The sequence below is a fragment of the Corynebacterium sp. HMSC065D07 genome (assembly GCF_001810695.1).
Classification (GTDB): Bacteria; Actinomycetota; Actinomycetes; order Mycobacteriales; family Mycobacteriaceae; genus Corynebacterium; species Corynebacterium hesseae.
Window position 1 is genome coordinate 81,880 of sequence record NZ_KV802434.1, and the last position, 16,220, is coordinate 98,099.

Genomic DNA, 16,220 nt, shown 5'->3' on the forward strand with positions numbered 1-16,220 from the left:
AGGGTCGCGAGTTCGAGTCTCGTCATCCGCTCCACGTCGAGTGCCCCTCCACTATGGAGGGGCACTTTTCGTTTTCTTGTTTGCCGGGGTGTATGGCTAGGGGCGGTCCAGGGAACTTTTCCACTGCATGCAACGACTACTTGGTAACCTCGCACAATCCGTGCGGGGTAAGGATTGGCTCGAGGATCCCTCCCGGCGATAGGATGAGGGAACCTTCAACCAAAAGTTTCATCAGACCATCAAGGAGTTGTTCTGGACATGCAGCTGCGTCAGGTCACCACAGGGATTGCTGCCGGGGCAGCCTGCCTCGCGGTCGGGCTGTCCGCGCCACTAGCGGCGGCACATGACTCAGTCATAGGCGGCAACGTTGTGAGTGATACGCCGCTGGAGGAATTCCCCCGCGAAATCACGTTGGAATTCTCTGGTATTCCAAAGGACAACTTCAACACCTTTGCCGTGAGCGATAAGACAAGCGGCGACGTTCTCTTTGACGCAACCCCGACCATTGACGGCCGAAACCTCACCGTCGAAGTCCCCCAGGACGTCGAGCCCGGTGATGGTGACTACCAAGTAGGTTTCCGCATTACGTCCTCCGATGGGCACTCCACACTCGGTTCCGTGCCATTTAGCGTGGCCTCCGGGGCTGGGGGAGATAAGACTGCAGATGCTTCTGCCGATGGTGCCAAGGAAAGCGACGATGCAGAAGAGTCTCAGGATCCCCTGAGTTCTTTGCCTACCGCGGCCAAATGGATCATTGGTGTAGGAGCAGTTCTCGTCGTCGGCGCAGCCCTTTTCGCCTTCGGAGCAAAGACCCGCCGTTCTGGCGGAGAAGACCCAGAAGGCTAAGCACCACACGGTTCTGATGATGCGAGAGTCAAACCGCATTTTATTTCACTACTGTTACTGCAGAAAGGCATGTCACATGCTGAATTCCCGTATTTTCCTCCGTGCTTCCGTGGTTGCCGTTGCGGCTGCCGGCCTTACACTGGCAAGCTGCTCGACGAGCGAGGAAGATTCCACCGCAGCCCCATCGAGCGCAGCAGCCAGCGCTGAGAAGGACAAGGAAGCAGCGACCAGTGGTTCGGCTTCTTCCTCCGCTGAGTCCGGTGTGACCGTCGAGGATGCTGTCGTGCGCGCCATGGAGAAGGATTCGGATATGACCGCGATCTTCGGCACACTCCACAACCACACGGACAAGGACATCAACGTGGTTGGCTTTACCTCTTCGGTGAAGGCGGAGCACTACGAGATCCATGAGGTCGTCGATGGCGTCATGCAGGAAAAAGAAGGTGGATTTGATCTGCCCGCTGGCGAATCCGTTGAGCTCGCACCGGGTAGCTTCCACTTCATGCTGATGGGTGTTACAGAGCCTGTTATGGCTGGCGAGACCGCCACACTGACGCTGGAGCTTAGCGATGGCTCCACGGTCGACCTGGGCGACATCCCCGTGCGTTCCATCGGTGCAGGCGACGAGAACTATGGCGATATGGGCGGCATGGATCACGGCGACGATATGGACCATGGCGACATGAAGCATGGTGATCACATGGACCACTCAGAGTCCGCAGACATGTCGGGCATGAAGACGGAAGAGCACGCTCACTAGAAAAGCGTTCTCTGGGCCAAGGTAGGCAAGTTATCGGTTCTCACGAGATAGGGAGACATCAACGATGAGCGGGTTCGAGGAACCTGTCAGCCGGCGTGGATTGCTCGCCGGAAGTGCTGTGGCTGCAAGCGCGGTAGCCCTCGCTGGTTGCGCGAAGGGGGAGGAGCCAGGGCAGTCTTCGGCGGAGTCTGCAGATGCTTCCCAAGCAGCGCAGGCCGGTGACGCCGGAAGCACCGGGCCGGAGCGCCGCGAGGAAACCATGGGTGGCGATATCGTCGCCTTCGATGGCAAGCATCAAGCTGGCATCCAAACCCCGGTCCAGGCGCACGTGGAATTGGTCGGCTTCAACCTGAAGAAGGAGACCACCGCACGCGGCGCGGCCGCACTCATGCGTCTGTGGACGGAGGACGCCCGCCGCCTGTGCACCGGCGAGAACCCGCTGGGTAGCCTCGAGCCTGAATTGTCTACCACCCCGGCAAACCTCACCGTCACGTGCGGTTGGGGGGAAGGATTCTTTGACACGGTGGGCGTCGCCAAGCCCAGCTGGCTGCGAGATATCCAGGACTTTGAACACGATGATTTGCGCCCTGAATGGGGGCAGACCGATATCGTCCTACAGATCTGCAGTGATGATGCCTTCACCGCGGCCTATGTGCTGCGGCATATGACTCGTGCCGGTAAAGACTACGCCGACGTCGCGTGGATTCAACAGGGGTTTAGCCACGCTTATGGTTCCGCACCGAAGGGCACAACCGCGCGCAACCTTTTTGGGCAAAAAGACGGCACGGTCAACCCGCGAAGCGATGAAGATTTCAATGAGCAAGTGTGGATCGAGGACGGCCCCTTTGCCGGCGGCAGCGCCATGGTGGTTCGCCGCATCCACATGAACCTCGATACGTGGGAGCAACTTGATCGTGCTGCGCGCGAAAACGCTACGGGCCGAGCTCTCGATACCGGCGCACCTCTAGGTGGCAAGGACGAGTTCGACGAGGTTGACCTGGACGCGCGAAACGAGTTTGGCCTCAAGGCCATTGATGAAAACTCACATGTTGCCCGGGCGCATCCGCCGGCCGACTCTCCTCATCAGAAGCTGCTGCGCCGTCCGTATAACTACAACCTTCCGCCCTCCCCGGAGACCACCAAGCGTGGTGAACTCAGCAACGCTGGATTGATCTTCATTTGCTACCAGAAGGACCCTACGGCCCAGTTCGAGCCCATTCAGGCGCGCCTCGACAAAGCGGATCGCCTCAATGAGTGGATTACCCACATCGGCTCGGCCGTGTACTACATGCCGGCCGGAACTGAGGGCGAAACCTTTTGGGGCGAATCGCTCATCCGCAGTTAAGAGGGGTAGACTAAGCCGCTGTAACTTTCTCGTTGAGTGCTGCTCGGCCAGGTATGTCGAGCGGCGCGTGAGCGCAAAGGAGCGCAACAAGTCATGGCGGAAATGATTCCAGCAGTCCCGGTGAACTACGAGCCGATCACGGTCCCGGCCGGTACTGCCGTGGGAGCAGCGATGCGCGAGCATGAGCTGCCCAACAAGGGCCCCGAAGCTGTCGTCGTCGTCCGCGGCGCCGACGGTACTCTCTACGATCTCTCCCACACGCCGGACACTGACGCCGAGTTCACCCCGGTTGCTGCCTGCGAGGAAGACGGCCGCGCCGTTATTCGCCACTCCTGCGGGCACGTCATGGCCCAGGCCGTGCAGGCGGAGTTCCCCGGTACGAAGCTGGGTATCGGCCCGGCCATCGAGAACGGCTTCTACTTCGACTTCCAGACCGCAGAGCCCTTCACTCCGGAGGACCTTAAGGCCATTGAGAAGCGCATGAAGAAGATCATCAAGGGCGGCCAGCGCTTCGAGCGCCATGTCTACTCCTCCCCGGAGGAAGCGGAGCAGGCGCTTGCTGCCGAGCCATTTAAGCTCGAGCTGGTCCAGGACAAGGGCAACGTGGCCCCTGATTCCGATGAGGCTGCCGAGGTTGGTGCCGGAGACCTGACCCACTATGACAACGTGAACCCTCGCACCGGCGAGGTGGAGTGGTTTGACCTCTGCCGCGGTCCGCACGTGCCGACCACCAAGTACATCCCGGCATTCACCCTGACGCGTTCCTCTGCTGCCTACTGGCGCGGCGACCAGTCCAAGGCTGGCCTGCAGCGCATTTATGGCACCGCCTTCGAATCCAAGGAAGCACTTGAGTCCTACAAGACCATGGTGGAAGAGGCGGAAAAGCGCGACCACCGCCGTTTGGGTGCCGAGCTGGACCTGTTCTCCTTCCCGGATGAGATCGGTTCCGGTTTCCCGGTGTTCCACCCCAATGGCGCTACCGTGCGCATGGAGATGGAAGAGCACTCCCGCCGTCGTCACATCGCTGATGGCTACTCCTTCGTGTCCACCCCGCACCTGACCAAGGGAGACCTCTTCAAGAAGTCCGGCCACCTGGACTTCTACGCCGATGGCATGTTCCCGCCGATGCAGCTCGACGGCGAGTGGGATGAGGACGGTAATTGCACCAAGCAGCCGCAGGACTACTACGCCAAGCCGATGAACTGCCCGATGCACAACCTCATCTTCGCTTCTCGTGGCCGCTCTTACCGCGAGCTGCCGCTGCGCCTCTTCGAGTTCGGTACGGTGTACCGCTATGAAAAGTCCGGCGTTGTTCATGGTCTGACTCGCGCCCGTGGCTTCACCCAGGATGACTCCCACATCTACTGCACCCCTGAGCAGCTCGAAGATGAACTGACCAAGGTTCTGGAGTTCATCATTTCTCTGCTCAAGGACTACGGCTTGGACGACTTCTACCTGGAGCTGTCCACCAAGGATCCGAATAAGTACGTCGGTTCTGATGAGATTTGGGAGCGCTCGACGGCTATTCTGCAGTCCGTGGCGGAGAAGTCCGGTCTTGAGCTGGTTCCGGACCCGGCGGGCGCGGCCTTCTATGGCCCGAAGATTTCTGTCCAGGCTCGCGATGCCATTGGCCGTACCTGGCAGATGTCTACCGTGCAGCTGGACTTCAACCTGCCGGAGCGCTTCGAGCTGGAGTACACGGCGTCGGATGGCAGCAAGCAACGCCCGATCATGATTCACCGCGCGCTCTTCGGTTCCATTGAGCGCTTCTTCGGCGTGCTGCTGGAGCACTACGCCGGCGCCTTCCCGGCATGGCTGGCCCCGCACCAGGTGGTGGGCATCCCGGTGGCGGATACCTTCGCCCCGCACCTCGAGAAGGTATGCGCCGAGCTACGCTCCCGCGGCCTGCGCGCTGACGTCGATACTTCCGACGACCGCATGCAGAAGAAGATCCGCAACCACACCACTGGCAAGGTCCCGTTCATGTTGCTGGCGGGCGAGCGCGACGTTGAGGCAGACGCCGTGTCCTTCCGTTTCCTTGACGGCACGCAAGTTAACGGCGTGCCGGTGGAAGCTGCAGTCAACGTCATCGAGGCTTGGGTGCGTGAGCGCAACAACGATCAACCGACCAAGGAAACCATCGCCGAGCGTGTCTAGGTGCAGATGCATCTAGACAGAGCTGAGAAAGGGAGCACACACAGAGTGGGAGAGTACGTCGATACCGGCCTGGGAACCCCCGACCGCTTAGAGCGCCTGTGGGCGCCGTACCGTATGAGCTACATCAAGCGTGAGGGCGGCGCCGGCGACGTGCCAAAGGAAGCCCGTAACCCGTTCGTGGAGATCCCACAGATGTCGGACGAGGACGGGCTCATCGTTGCCCGCGGTGAGCTTGTCTATTGCGTGCTCAACCTTTATCCCTATAACGCCGGCCACATGATGGTCATCCCGTACCGCCAGGAATCTGAGCTGGAAAACCTCACCGAGGAGGAGTCCCGCGAGCTCTTCCAGTTTGCCCAGGCCGCCATCCGGGTCCTGAAGAAGGTGTCCGGCCCCGATGCCGTCAACGCCGGTTTTAACCTGGGGCGGGCCTCGGGCGGATCGGTGGGGCAGCACCTGCACATGCACATCGTTCCGCGTTGGAGCGGAGATTCAAACTTCATGACTATTGTGGATGGCGTTAAAGTGTTGCCGCAGCTCCTCAAAGACACCCGTTCCCTTCTTGCTCAGGGATGGGCGGAGCTCGCCGCCGAAGGAATCATCTCAGGAGAAGCGCATGCTTAGTGTTCACGGGCGCAAACCCGCCGCCGTGGTTGTGGTCCCGGTGGCCAAGCTCTTCCTCAAGATGGGCCTGACCCCGAATATCGTCACCATTGTGGGAACGATCGTCACCATTGCCATTTCGGTCATCCTCATCCCACTTGATCACCTTTTTGCCGCCGCGCTGTTGTCGGGTCTCTTCGCGGCCTTCGACATGCTCGACGGCACGATGGCGCGCCTGACCACGGGTGGCTCCAACTTCGGTGCTACTCTCGACGCCTCCTGCGACCGCATTACTGACGGTGCCTTGTTCGCGGCGATCGCTTACTGGATGGTGTACGTCGACAACGCTCACCCCATCAACTTCGCCGCCTGCATGGTGGTGCTGGTTAGTTCCCAGGTCATCTCTTATGTCAAGGCGCGCGGCGAGGCCTCCGGTTTCAAGATGGTTGGCGGCCTCGTCGAGCGCCCAGAGCGCCTCATCCTAGGACTCGGCGGCGTGGGGTTGGAAGGCCTGGGCGTGCCTTATGCGCTGGAAGTCGCCCTGTGGCTGCTGGCTGTGGGGTCTATCTTCACCATTTACCAGCGCATGCGCCAAGCGGCGCGTCAGGACACCAAGGCGCGTTTTAAGAAGGAACTGAAGCACCTATAGCTCAATCCCCGCTCCCACCGGAAGGTATCGCGCCCCCGGCCCGCACAGAAAGGCTCCTGAACCGTGGCTCTACTGGATCGTGACCGGCTGACCGCCGCCGCGTACATCGCGTGCTGGAAGGTCGTGCGCTTCCTCCCGCAGCCTCTCGCTGCCTGGCTCTTCGAGCGGGGCGCGGACTGGGCTAGCGACAACGGCAAGGGCATGGAGCAGCTGCGCCAGAACTTGAACCGGGTTGTGGGGCCCGAAAACGTTACGCGGGAGCTGGTGCGGAACTCGATGCGCTCCTACATGCGCTACTGGCTCGAGGCCTTCCGCTTGCCGGCCATCCACTCGGACCCTGAACTGCAGAAGCGGTTGCTGGCTGGCCTGCGTGGCAAGGAGTACTCGGATGAGTCGGTGGCATCTGGGCGCGGGGTGATTTTTGCGCTGCCGCACTCAGGCAACTGGGACATGGCGGGCGTCTTCTGTGTGGGCCACTATGGCGGCTTTACTACGGTGGCTGAGCGCTTAAAGCCGGAGGTGCTTTTCGATGCCTTCGTGGACTACCGCGAGAGCCTCGGATTCACTGTTCTGCCGCTGACAGGAGGCAGCTCTTCGCCTTATCCGCGCCTCAAGGATGCCTTGGAACGGGGCGGAGTGGTGTGTTTGCTGTCCGAGCGTGATCTCACGCGCACCGGCGTGCCCGTAGACTTCATGGGCGAAGAAGCCAACGTTGCCGCCGGCCCCGCCCAACTCGCCATTGAAACAGGGGCGGCTCTCCACGTGGTGCATTCGTGGTTCGACGGCAAAGGTTGGGGGCTGTCCGTCAGCCCCGAGATTGAGGTCACGACTCTTCAGGAGACGTGCCAGCGCCTTGCGGACGGCTTCGCAGAAAACATCCGGGCGCACCCCGAAGATTGGCACATGTTGCAACCGCACTGGAATGCGGACGTCGAGCGCCGGCGCGCTGCTCGCCACAAGAAGTAGAAAGGCAGAACACACTCCATGCGCATAGGTATTATCTGCCCCTATTCCTTCGACGAACCCGGCGGAGTTCAGGCCCACATCCTTGACCTAGCCACTGTCTTCATTGAGCAGGGGCACCACGTGGAGGTGCTGGGGCCGGCGTCGACAAGCACGCAGGTGCCCCGCTTTGTGCGCAAGGGTGGCTGGGCCGTGCCAATTACCTATAACGGCTCGGTGGCTCGCCTGTCTATCGGACCGCACGTGCGCCGAAACATCAAGCGCTTCATTCGCGAGGGAAACTTCGACATCCTACACATCCACGAGCCGAATTCCCCGAGCTATTCCATGGCTGCGCTGGCAGCGGCACGTGGCCCTATCGTGGCGACATATCATGCCTCGGCATCAAGCTCCGTGGTGCTGACGCTGGCCAAACCTTTCCTGCGCCCCTACCTGGAAAAGATCCGGGGAGGCATTGCAGTCTCAGAGATGGCTCGCCGCTGGCAGGTAGAGCAGTTGGGCGGTGACCCCGTGCTCATTCCCAATGGGGTAGATACCTCTGTATATGCGCGCGAGCGTGCTTGTGCCGAGCATAAAGAGAATGATTCAGAGATTGAGATCGTGTTCTTGGGGCGTCTCGATGAGCCGCGAAAAGGCCTGGACATTCTTCTTGAGGCCCTCACCCTGCTCCCAGAGAAGGTGCGGGTGACAGTCATGGGCGGCGGTCATCCGCGGAGCGTTCCGGGAGTCGACTTTGTGGGGCGCGTCAGCGATGCCGAAAAGGCAGCCATTTTGGGGCGTGCCGATATCTACGTAGCTCCCAACATCGGCGGCGAGAGCTTCGGCATCGTTCTGGTTGAGGCAATGGCAGCTGGCTGTGCAGTGGTGGCTTCGGATTTAGAGGCCTTCGCTGCAGTGTGCAATGCCGACTCGGAAGAACCTGCTGGTGCCTTGTTCAGAACCGGCGACGCTACGGACTTGGCGCGCGTGCTGCAGGATGTAGTGAACGATACGGACAAGCGACAGGCCTTGATCAAGGCAGGGGTGGAGCGCGCCTGCGAATACGATTGGGATCATGTGGCCGCTGCCGTCATGCGCGTGTACGAGACGGTGGCGGATGGCACGAAAGTGCGGGTGTCTTAAATGCCGATTGAAGTTGTCATTGCTCTTGCCGTCCTCCTCATCCTGGGGATGTGGGCGCTCTATACGGCGCAGCGGCTGAACTCCCTCCATATCCGCACCGACGCAGCCCTGGCTCAGCTTGAGGCCACGCTGGATCGCCGCGCGGCGGTGGTTAGCGCCCTAGCTCCCGAGCTCGAGGGCATTGCGGCGCGCGCAGAGGCGACGGAGCTTGCGCAGGGGAGTTTCGATGAACGGGCCACCCGGGAGCGTGAGCTGTCGGCGGCCATCGCGCAGCGCTTTGAGGCGCGCCCAGCCGTGCTTGCCGACGCCGAAGGGCGCATCCACTTAGCTCACCGCTTCTACAACGAGGCGGTCAGCGATACCCGCGCGCTGCGCCTGCGCCCGGCCGTCAAGCTGCTGCGCTTGGGAGGCACGGCGAAGCTGCCGGAGTATTTCGAGCTGAGTCAGATTGAGGTGTGATCCACCTGGGACTGTTGAGCCCGCGCCACGCGGGACTCGAGGGAGTACCAGTACAGAGCAAAAGCGGTCATCGCCAGGATGAGGAGGTTGCGCAACACGAGTGCGTACACCGGGTTGAGGTTTTCGCCCACAAAGAACCAGATGTAGTCATAGCCATAGGGGTAGATGACGGTTCCCAGGGCTGCTGTTCCCACGGCGAGTACTGCCATGATGGCGCGCACCCCAGCGATACTAGCGGCCTTGTTTCGGTAGGAAGCAGACTCCACGGGGACGGGGGAGCGGAGCGCCACCGCCAGAATCGGCCCAAGCCACACGATATATTGCGGAGAAAAGACCTTATTCGTCGCCATAAGCAGCAGGATTGCCGCGATGAAGAAAACAAGTGTGGAGCGTGGGCTCCACCCGCCGCCCAGAAAGTGAACGAGCGCTACTGCAATGATCCAGAGGAGCGCGGCACCCATCGCGATGGTGCTCACAGTAATCGCCGTATCGACACCAGGCCCGGAGATCTCAAAGCTTTTCGACGCCGCGTATTCCATCGTCCACACTCCAGGCTGGTGATGGGCTTGGTAGACGAACCAGGTGGCGGCTAGAGATTCAATCTGGAGGCCGCGTTGACCTTGATATGTCAGAGGAGAGAGCAACCTATCCACACCGGCTATCGCAGCTACGCCGAGGCAGAGGGCGGCGAGGCTTCCGAAAAAAGCGGACAGCCGCTGCCAAGTACCACGAGAGGTTGCGCGTCCGACGAGCCCGGCAGCGAGGACTCCGGGCCACAGCTTGGCTGCGGTGGCCCAGGCCAACAAAGCCGAGGCAAGACGCGGGCGGGTGGCCAGAAGTGCGCCCGCACCGGCGACGAGCAAGGCGGGATAGAGGTCCAGCCGCCACGCGAAAACGTGGCCTGCCGCGGTGCCGAAAAACACCCAAAACCATCCGGCGCTATACGCTGCGGGGTTGTCGCGGTGATGGCGCAGGAGGAGGGCGAGGAAGGTGGCGTCGGCAAGCAGCACCATGGCCGTAAAACCGATGGCATAGCGCTCAAAGTCGTAGCCAGTAAGCCACGCGAGCAGGACGCTCGGCCAGGTTCCGACCTGCGGATACTCCGTCATGTCTTGAGGATTATCGCCAAAGACGCCCTCGAGGTAATACCGAACGTCTCCGAGCGGGTCCGTGTCGTTGACGAGCATGTAAACGAGGAGAAGTCGCGCCAGGACCCAGCCAGCCCAAATACTTGGAGTTTTAGCGATTATTTTCAATGGCGGACTCTAGATCAACGGGTGGTCCCAACACGAGCAGGATGCTAAACACTACGGCGACGACGAGTAGCGCGATGAGCGCGCTGCGCACTGGGTGGCGGATGACCTGTGCCAAAACCGAATCGAAGAAGCCGTGCGGCTGCGCGTCGTCGGTAAAGCGCCACGGCCCATCAACGAGTCCGCGCCGAGATACCCAGACCGCATAGGGTAGCGCCGCGAAGGGAATCACGGTCACTACCAGGCCCAGGATTCCAACCCCCACCGGCCACCGGTTGTTGATCCACACCAGGGCCGTCATGAGCAGGAAGCAGAGGAAGCCGAAGCCGTGGATGCCACCTGCAATCGGTGTGAGCGCCTCGGTGGTGCCGGAGTACTTGAGGATCATGGAGAGGATCAGCAGACCCCACGTGATCATTTCTAGGTAGGCGGCCACGCGGTGCACGCTGTGCGGGGTGGTTGAAGTCATGCGGAACATAGTACGCAACTCCCAGGAGCAGATCAGCTCGTGAGTAGGATGGTCGGAGTGAGTGTGGCGGGCGCCATAACAGCGATGGAAATGGAGTAAAGATGGCATCGGTGGCTCAAGCAGTCGACATCGAGCGGATTGGCGATGACGAATTTCGCGCCCCCGCGGTTCCCTCGCTCATCGCTCGCACCTTTGGGGGACAAACCATGGCGCAAGCGCTTCGGGCGGCGCAGCTCACCGTTGATGACAAGTTGGCGCACTCCATGCACTGCTACTTCGTGGGGCCTGGTGACTCCAGTGCGCCCACAACCATCCGCGTGGAGCGGATACGGGATGGCCGCTCTTTTGCGCATCGCCATGTGCGCGTTTACCAAAAGGACCGCATGATCTTCATGCTCAGCGCTGGTTTCCACGCGTCAGGCGATGTTGGCCCGGAACATCAGGCAGGCATGCCGCAGGTGCCGCCGCCGGAGAGCATTACAGAATCCCCGTACTCCACCCGGATCATCTTGAAGGAGTGGGAAGACTGGGACGTGAGGCTGGTCCCCGACGCATCCCGCGATGACGTCGCCGCGGAAACCACAGGCGCTGGGTTTCGAAATATCTGGTTCCGTAACACGGGTGCCTTGCTTGCCGACGCCCCCGATCCGTCCCTCCATCAAGCGGCGCTGCTCTACATGTCCGACATGACGTTGATTCGCTCAGCGCTGCTCCCGCACCAAGGGGAGAGGATCCAACTAGCCAGCTTGGATCATTCATTGTGGTTCTTGCGTCCGGTCCGGGTCGATGAATGGATGTTGTACTCACAGTCGAGTCCCTCAGCACAGACCGGGACTGGTCTTGCGCAGGGCAAGATATACAACCAACGCGGGGAGCTACTCGCGTTGGCCATGCAGGAGGGGCTAACGCGGACCATGCATCCTGAAAGTGAAGGCACCAGCGCCAACGGCAATTGGCAAAATGTGTGATGCTACAGCGAACCGACAGTTAGGAATGAGGCTTCCACGCGTACCCCCTGTGCGGAGGTACGTGGCGTGAGGCCGTATAATTGCACCAGTTTCTAGCAATTTATTGCACAGCCATATCGAAAGGGATGACATGTCAGGCCACTCCAAATGGGCAACGACTAAGCACAAGAAGGCTGCCAACGATGCCAAGCGCGGCAAGGAATTTGCCAAGCTGATTAAGAATATCGAGGTGGCGGCCCGCACCGGCGGCGGCGACCCGGCGGCGAATCCCACCCTCGATGACATGATTAAGAAGGCCAAGAAGGCCTCCGTTCCGAACGACAACATTGAGCGTGCCCGCAAGCGCGGCTCCGGCGAAGAGGCCGGCGGCGCAGATTGGGAGACCATCATGTACGAGGGCTACGGCCCCAACGGTGTGGCCATGCTCATCGAGTGCCTGACGGATAACCGCAACCGCGCAGCCACCGACGTTCGTACCGCGATGTCCAAGAACGGCGGCAACCTCGGCGAGTCCGGTTCCGTCGCGTACATGTTCTCCCGCACCGGCTTGGTCATGGTGGATAAGGGTGAGCTTAGCGAAGATGACATCCTGCTCGCTGTGCTGGAAGCTGGCGCCGAGGAGGTCAACGACAACGGCGAGAAGTTCGAGATCACCTGTGCACCGGGTGATGTTCCGGCCGTGCGCGAGGCCCTTGTTGCTGCTGACATCGAAGTTGATGACACCGACACCGATTTCCGCGCGTCCGTTGAGGTTCCGCTGCAGGCAAATGATGCCCGCAAGATCTTCCGCCTCATCGATGCGCTTGAGGATTCGGACGATGTCCAGAACGTCTACACCAACATGGACCTCAGCGATGAGGTCCTCGCCGAGCTCGACGAGGACTAAGGGCTTCTAGCTGAACTTAAGGCCTTCCAGGCCATGTACCGTCACCGTCTCTGATAACGGCGCGCGCCCCGGGGCAGTCTTGAACACAGGGCTGGATTCATCGGCCACGCCGAAGGCGAGAGCGGTGACGAGCTTGTACTCATCGTCCACCCCGAGGAATTCACGGACCGTGGGTGCGAGGAGTGAAATCATGCCCTGTGGGACACCGTGATAGCCGTGTGCCTGCAGCGAGAGCAAAAAGTTCTCAGCATAGGTGCCTTGATCGAAGGCAGCGCGAATGCGATCACCCAGCGGTGGAATGAAAAGCAGCGCCGCGTGCGGGGCGCCGAAGAAACGAAGGTTTTCGCGGATGAACTCCGTGCGCGCCTCTTTATCCTCGCGCGCAATGCCGAGCAGCCCGTACATCTTGGCGGCGAGCTGCTGCGAGCGTTGCGGGTAGACTCCCTGGCCATAGTCAATCGTGAAGTCTGGATTAATTCCGTTCTTATCGAACTCCGCGATCAGCGCGGCGCTTAATTCTTTCAAAGCAGCGCCGCCCACGAGGTGTACGTTCCACGGTTGAGTGTTGGAATTGGAAGGCGCGGATTGGGCGTCGATAAGCACCTGCTCGATGACATCAGTGGGGATGGGATCCGGCAGGAACGCCCGCGGGGAATGACGGGATCGGATAAAGCCTGAATAGTCATTTGGTTGTTGAGACATGCGCGCCACTCTACCCGCGGTGATGAAGAGGAAACAGATGGGATGGGCCTGACTGATTTGGCAGGCATCGTTCGCAGGGCGCTGATTGCGCTAGAACACATGTGTGTACACTATGCCCCAGGCAAGTGAGTTCATCAGTAGGGCGAGGAGGCGGCCGTGAATTTGGAAGGGCTGCGCGTCATGGGTATTGATCCTGGATTGACGCGCTGCGGCCTGTCCGTTGTCCAAGCAGGACGTGGGCGCGCGGTTATTCCCATCGCAGTAGGTGTCGTGCGCACCCCCAGTGACAAAGAGTTGGGGGAACGCCTGAAGCGGCTATCTGTGGCGGTGAGGGAATGGATGGATGACTACCAGCCGCATGTCGTGGCGCTCGAGCGCGTATTCGAACGCGGCCAAGTGTCAACCGTCATGCAGACCGCTCATGCCGTCGGAGTCTTGGTGCTCGCGGCAGCAGAGCGCGATATTCCTGTGCACATGTACACGCCCTCCGAGGTGAAGAAGGCGATTTCAGGAAATGGGCGCGCTGACAAGAAACAGATGACAGCCATGATTACCCGTATCTTGGGGCTGAGTGAGGCCCCCAAGCCGGCTGATGCGGCGGATGCTTTGGCCCTTGCGGTCTGTCACTGCTGGCGTGCTCCAGCGCTGGCATGGATGAGTGGCGGTGACACGAGCGCCGGCATAGGGGCGGGCGCACGAACAAGCGGGGTACGGGGTTCTTCACCGCGTACCGCGTCTGTCTCTCGCGCGGCAAAGTCAACCTCTTAAGCTAACTGGCATAACCCTTCGAACCAAGGAATTTTTATTTAATGATTGCATCTCTGCGCGGAACAGTCCTCGACATCCAGCTTGATCACGCCGTGCTCGAATGTGCCGGCGTGGGCTATAAGGTCCTTGCCACCCCGGCCACGTTGGGGACGCTCCAGCGCGGTGAAGAGGCCAGGGTTATGACTACGCTCGTGGTGAAGGAAGACTCGATGACGCTGTATGGCTTCACGAGCCACGAGGACCGCGACATGTTCCACGTGCTCCAGACGGTCTCTGGGTTGGGGCCAAAACTGGCCTTGGCCGCCCTGTCGGTGATGAGCGCCGGCGATTTAGCTCAGGCGATTGCGGGGGAGGAGACAGCACGCCTGCAAAAGATTCCGGGTGTGGGCAAACGAGTTGCACAACGATTGATTCTTGAGCTCAAGGACAAGGTTCAAGCTTTTGCTTCTGTGGATGGCGGCGATTCTTCGGTTGCTGCGCAGACCGCGTCCGGACCGGTTGTTGAGGATGTTGTTGAGGCGCTCGTCGGGTTGGGCTTTACGGACAAAATGGCCCGCCCCGTGGTGGAATCAGTTGTGGCTGAAAAACCTGAGGCGGCGACACCAGTGGTGCTGCGCGCAGCACTCAGCAAGCTGGGGTCCAAGAAATAGGGGAGAGTGGGTGACATGTCAGACGTAGAACGCACAGAATTCTCACTGCCGGACGGGGTGGAGCTTAACTCTCCACTCCAGCGCAACCAGGATATGGATGCCACCGAGCAACAGGGCGAGCACGATATTGAGCGCTCGTTGCGTCCGAAGTCGCTCGGCGAGTTCATTGGCCAGCCTAAGGTGCGCGAGCAGCTATCCCTTGTGCTTAATGGAGCGAAAAATCGCGGCGTAACGCCAGATCACGTGTTGCTATCCGGCCCTCCCGGACTGGGCAAGACGACGATGGCGATGATCATCGCCCAAGAGCTGGGAAGCTCGCTTCGTATGACCTCGGGGCCTGCTCTGGAGCGAGCAGGTGACCTGGCAGCGATGTTGTCGAATTTGATGGAGGGCGATGTGCTCTTCATCGACGAGATTCACCGCATCGCCCGCCCGGCTGAAGAAATGCTCTACATGGCGATGGAGGATTTCCGTATTGACGTCATCGTGGGCAAGGGCCCAGGGGCTACCTCTATCCCGTTGGAAATTCCGCCTTTTACCCTGGTGGGGGCGACTACTCGCGCCGGAATGCTGACCGGGCCGTTGCGTGATCGCTTCGGCTTCACCGCGCAAATGGAGTACTACGATACCGAGGACCTCACCCAGGTCATCACCCGCGCAGCGCGAATCTTGGAGGTTGACATTGACCAAGATGCTGCGGTGGAGATTGGATCTCGGTCGCGCGGAACTCCGCGTATTGCCAACCGCCTCCTGCGCCGCGTCCGTGACTACGCCGAGGTCAATGGGGATGGTCACATCAATGTTGGCGCAGCACAAGCAGCGCTGCGGGTTTTTGATGTGGACGAACGTGGGCTGGACCGCCTTGACCGTGCGGTACTCGAGGCTCTCATTAAAGGGCACGGTGGTGGCCCCGTGGGAGTCAATACTCTGGCCATCGCGGTGGGCGAGGAGCCGTCGACAGTGGAGGAGGTGTGCGAGCCGTACCTCGTGCGCGCGGGGATGATCTCGCGAACGGGCAGAGGCCGTGTCGCGACTGCGGCGGCATGGCACCACCTAGGCCTTGAGGCGCCCGAGGGAACGGTGGGCGGGACCCTCTTCTAATTGGCCCAGAGACGGGGAGGTCTGGCACACTGACCACTTATGAACGGAACCCAGATTCTTCTACTCCTCGTACTCGCAATTCTCGTTATCTTGCCGAGCTTTATGTCAATGCGCGCTCAGCGCAAACGCCAAGCGCAGATGCAAGAATTGCAATCCTCCTTGAAGCCTGGCCAAGAGGTGATTACCGCCGGCGGCCTGCACGGCACCGTGGTGGAAGCCGGTAAGCAGCAGGTTGATTTGCGCGTTAAAGGCGGCACCGTGATTACCTTCGACACGATGGCTATCGTGCGAACTGCTGAACAGGCTGGCACGGTCAACGATGCGCCGGCTGAGGCGGAGGGCGACAACGACGAACGCTTCCCGAAGCTCTAATTCGAGTTGCGCTCGTCACACTGCGGGCGCCTCACCTTAAGCCTGTTAAGGAAAACCGCGGTCCATGACGTACGATGGTGGACTGTGCTCTAGTCATGGTGGCATCATGGCGCTCAATCGCGTCGTGGAGATGGCTACCATGACCTA

At 60.6% G+C, this 16,220-nt stretch carries 18 protein-coding genes; 15 read left to right on the forward strand and 3 right to left on the reverse strand.

Annotation, left to right across the window (positions count from 1 at the left end):
- Nucleotides 1-258 precede the first annotated feature (258 nt).
- The 9 genes from HMPREF2760_RS04305 to HMPREF2760_RS04345 all read left to right on the forward strand — a co-directional run bounded on the left by HMPREF2760_RS04305 (nucleotide 259) and on the right by HMPREF2760_RS04345 (nucleotide 8,904).
- Entirely contained in the window at nucleotides 259-846 is a 588-nt protein-coding gene (locus HMPREF2760_RS04305; protein ID WP_070562965.1) for a copper resistance CopC family protein, read from the forward strand.
- A 76-nt stretch (nucleotides 847-922) separates the two neighbouring features.
- Complete coding sequence (locus HMPREF2760_RS04310; protein ID WP_070596705.1) at nucleotides 923-1,606, forward strand: copper chaperone PCu(A)C; 684 nt, start codon at nucleotides 923-925, stop codon at nucleotides 1,604-1,606.
- 64 nt (nucleotides 1,607-1,670) lie between these two features.
- On the forward strand, nucleotides 1,671-2,951 hold the full coding sequence (locus HMPREF2760_RS04315; RefSeq protein ID WP_070596706.1) for a Dyp-type peroxidase: 1,281 nt from the start codon (nucleotides 1,671-1,673) through the stop codon (nucleotides 2,949-2,951).
- Nucleotides 2,952-3,044: 93 nt separating this feature from the next.
- The gene (gene thrS / locus HMPREF2760_RS04320; protein WP_070596708.1) at nucleotides 3,045-5,108 is read left to right on the forward strand and encodes a threonine--tRNA ligase; all 2,064 of its coding nucleotides are present in this window, start codon (nucleotides 3,045-3,047) and stop codon (nucleotides 5,106-5,108) included.
- 6 nt (nucleotides 5,109-5,114) lie between these two features.
- Complete coding sequence (locus HMPREF2760_RS04325; protein ID WP_070522237.1) at nucleotides 5,115-5,732, forward strand: ATP adenylyltransferase; 618 nt, start codon at nucleotides 5,115-5,117, stop codon at nucleotides 5,730-5,732.
- The gene (gene pgsA / locus HMPREF2760_RS04330) at nucleotides 5,725-6,360 is read left to right on the forward strand and encodes a phosphatidylinositol phosphate synthase (protein WP_070522083.1); all 636 of its coding nucleotides are present in this window, start codon (nucleotides 5,725-5,727) and stop codon (nucleotides 6,358-6,360) included. The genes HMPREF2760_RS04325 and pgsA overlap by 8 nt, the downstream gene beginning before the upstream one ends.
- 63 nt (nucleotides 6,361-6,423) lie before the next feature.
- Nucleotides 6,424-7,326, forward strand: a complete 903-nt coding sequence (locus HMPREF2760_RS04335) for a phosphatidylinositol mannoside acyltransferase (RefSeq protein ID WP_070596709.1) — start codon at nucleotides 6,424-6,426, stop codon at nucleotides 7,324-7,326.
- A gap of 18 nt (nucleotides 7,327-7,344) precedes the next feature.
- The gene (locus HMPREF2760_RS04340) at nucleotides 7,345-8,445 is read left to right on the forward strand and encodes a glycosyltransferase family 4 protein (protein ID WP_070596710.1); all 1,101 of its coding nucleotides are present in this window, start codon (nucleotides 7,345-7,347) and stop codon (nucleotides 8,443-8,445) included.
- Complete coding sequence (locus HMPREF2760_RS04345) at nucleotides 8,446-8,904, forward strand: LemA family protein (protein ID WP_070563239.1); 459 nt, start codon at nucleotides 8,446-8,448, stop codon at nucleotides 8,902-8,904. It abuts the gene before it with no gap.
- On the opposite strand, the gene HMPREF2760_RS04350 is transcribed toward HMPREF2760_RS04345, so the two are convergent.
- Both HMPREF2760_RS04350 and HMPREF2760_RS04355 read right to left on the reverse strand, forming a co-directional pair.
- Nucleotides 8,889-10,091, reverse strand: coding sequence for a diguanylate cyclase family protein (locus HMPREF2760_RS04350; protein WP_083304485.1), 1,203 nt, complete (start codon nucleotides 10,089-10,091; stop codon nucleotides 8,889-8,891). The genes HMPREF2760_RS04345 and HMPREF2760_RS04350 overlap by 16 nt on opposite strands.
- Before the next feature lie 52 nt (nucleotides 10,092-10,143).
- Nucleotides 10,144-10,626, reverse strand: coding sequence for a DUF3817 domain-containing protein (locus tag HMPREF2760_RS04355; RefSeq protein WP_070596738.1), 483 nt, complete (start codon nucleotides 10,624-10,626; stop codon nucleotides 10,144-10,146).
- Nucleotides 10,627-10,727: 101 nt separating this feature from the next.
- Here HMPREF2760_RS04355 and HMPREF2760_RS04360 point away from each other — a divergent pair, with 101 nt between their 5' ends.
- Nucleotides 10,728-11,594, forward strand: coding sequence for an acyl-CoA thioesterase (locus HMPREF2760_RS04360; protein WP_070596712.1), 867 nt, complete (start codon nucleotides 10,728-10,730; stop codon nucleotides 11,592-11,594).
- A gap of 130 nt (nucleotides 11,595-11,724) precedes the next feature.
- Complete coding sequence (locus tag HMPREF2760_RS04365) at nucleotides 11,725-12,480, forward strand: YebC/PmpR family DNA-binding transcriptional regulator (protein WP_070596714.1); 756 nt, start codon at nucleotides 11,725-11,727, stop codon at nucleotides 12,478-12,480.
- A gap of 6 nt (nucleotides 12,481-12,486) precedes the next feature.
- Here the strand turns inward: HMPREF2760_RS04365 and HMPREF2760_RS04370 are convergent, their stop codons facing one another.
- Nucleotides 12,487-13,182, reverse strand: a complete 696-nt coding sequence (locus HMPREF2760_RS04370; protein WP_083304486.1) for a nitroreductase — start codon at nucleotides 13,180-13,182, stop codon at nucleotides 12,487-12,489.
- Between the two features lie 156 nt (nucleotides 13,183-13,338).
- Here HMPREF2760_RS04370 and ruvC point away from each other — a divergent pair, with 156 nt between their 5' ends.
- The 4 genes from ruvC to yajC are packed head-to-tail and all read left to right on the forward strand — an operon-like array spanning nucleotide 13,339 to nucleotide 16,073.
- The gene (ruvC, locus tag HMPREF2760_RS04375) at nucleotides 13,339-13,950 is read left to right on the forward strand and encodes a crossover junction endodeoxyribonuclease RuvC (RefSeq protein ID WP_070562988.1); all 612 of its coding nucleotides are present in this window, start codon (nucleotides 13,339-13,341) and stop codon (nucleotides 13,948-13,950) included.
- Between the two features lie 41 nt (nucleotides 13,951-13,991).
- Entirely contained in the window at nucleotides 13,992-14,600 is a 609-nt protein-coding gene (gene ruvA, locus HMPREF2760_RS04380) for a Holliday junction branch migration protein RuvA (RefSeq protein ID WP_070596715.1), read from the forward strand.
- 15 nt (nucleotides 14,601-14,615) lie between these two features.
- The gene (gene ruvB / locus HMPREF2760_RS04385; protein ID WP_070522109.1) at nucleotides 14,616-15,701 is read left to right on the forward strand and encodes a Holliday junction branch migration DNA helicase RuvB; all 1,086 of its coding nucleotides are present in this window, start codon (nucleotides 14,616-14,618) and stop codon (nucleotides 15,699-15,701) included.
- A gap of 39 nt (nucleotides 15,702-15,740) precedes the next feature.
- Nucleotides 15,741-16,073, forward strand: coding sequence for a preprotein translocase subunit YajC (gene yajC / locus HMPREF2760_RS04390; protein ID WP_070596716.1), 333 nt, complete (start codon nucleotides 15,741-15,743; stop codon nucleotides 16,071-16,073).
- The last annotated feature ends 147 nt before the right edge of the window (nucleotides 16,074-16,220 follow it).

Excerpts from the sequence above, each read along its gene's own strand:
- HMPREF2760_RS04305 (WP_070562965.1), top strand. The coding sequence starts at position 259 with ATGCAGCTGCGTCAGGTCACCACAGGGATTGCTGCCGGGGCAGCCTGC.
- HMPREF2760_RS04310 (WP_070596705.1), top strand. The coding sequence starts at position 923 with ATGCTGAATTCCCGTATTTTCCTCCGTGCTTCCGTGGTTGCCGTTGCG.
- HMPREF2760_RS04315 (WP_070596706.1), top strand. The coding sequence starts at position 1,671 with ATGAGCGGGTTCGAGGAACCTGTCAGCCGGCGTGGATTGCTCGCCGGA.
- thrS (WP_070596708.1), top strand. The coding sequence starts at position 3,045 with ATGGCGGAAATGATTCCAGCAGTCCCGGTGAACTACGAGCCGATCACG.
- HMPREF2760_RS04325 (WP_070522237.1), top strand. The coding sequence starts at position 5,115 with ATGCATCTAGACAGAGCTGAGAAAGGGAGCACACACAGAGTGGGAGAG.
- pgsA (WP_070522083.1), top strand. The coding sequence starts at position 5,725 with ATGCTTAGTGTTCACGGGCGCAAACCCGCCGCCGTGGTTGTGGTCCCG.
- HMPREF2760_RS04340 (WP_070596710.1), top strand. The coding sequence starts at position 7,345 with ATGCGCATAGGTATTATCTGCCCCTATTCCTTCGACGAACCCGGCGGA.
- HMPREF2760_RS04345 (WP_070563239.1), top strand. The coding sequence starts at position 8,446 with ATGCCGATTGAAGTTGTCATTGCTCTTGCCGTCCTCCTCATCCTGGGG.
- HMPREF2760_RS04350 (WP_083304485.1), bottom strand. The coding sequence starts at position 10,091 with ATGCTCGTCAACGACACGGACCCGCTCGGAGACGTTCGGTATTACCTC.
- HMPREF2760_RS04355 (WP_070596738.1), bottom strand. The coding sequence starts at position 10,626 with ATGACTTCAACCACCCCGCACAGCGTGCACCGCGTGGCCGCCTACCTA.
- HMPREF2760_RS04360 (WP_070596712.1), top strand. The coding sequence starts at position 10,728 with ATGGCATCGGTGGCTCAAGCAGTCGACATCGAGCGGATTGGCGATGAC.
- HMPREF2760_RS04365 (WP_070596714.1), top strand. The coding sequence starts at position 11,725 with ATGTCAGGCCACTCCAAATGGGCAACGACTAAGCACAAGAAGGCTGCC.
- HMPREF2760_RS04370 (WP_083304486.1), bottom strand. The coding sequence starts at position 13,182 with ATGTCTCAACAACCAAATGACTATTCAGGCTTTATCCGATCCCGTCAT.
- ruvA (WP_070596715.1), top strand. The coding sequence starts at position 13,992 with ATGATTGCATCTCTGCGCGGAACAGTCCTCGACATCCAGCTTGATCAC.
- ruvB (WP_070522109.1), top strand. The coding sequence starts at position 14,616 with ATGTCAGACGTAGAACGCACAGAATTCTCACTGCCGGACGGGGTGGAG.
- yajC (WP_070596716.1), top strand. The coding sequence starts at position 15,741 with ATGAACGGAACCCAGATTCTTCTACTCCTCGTACTCGCAATTCTCGTT.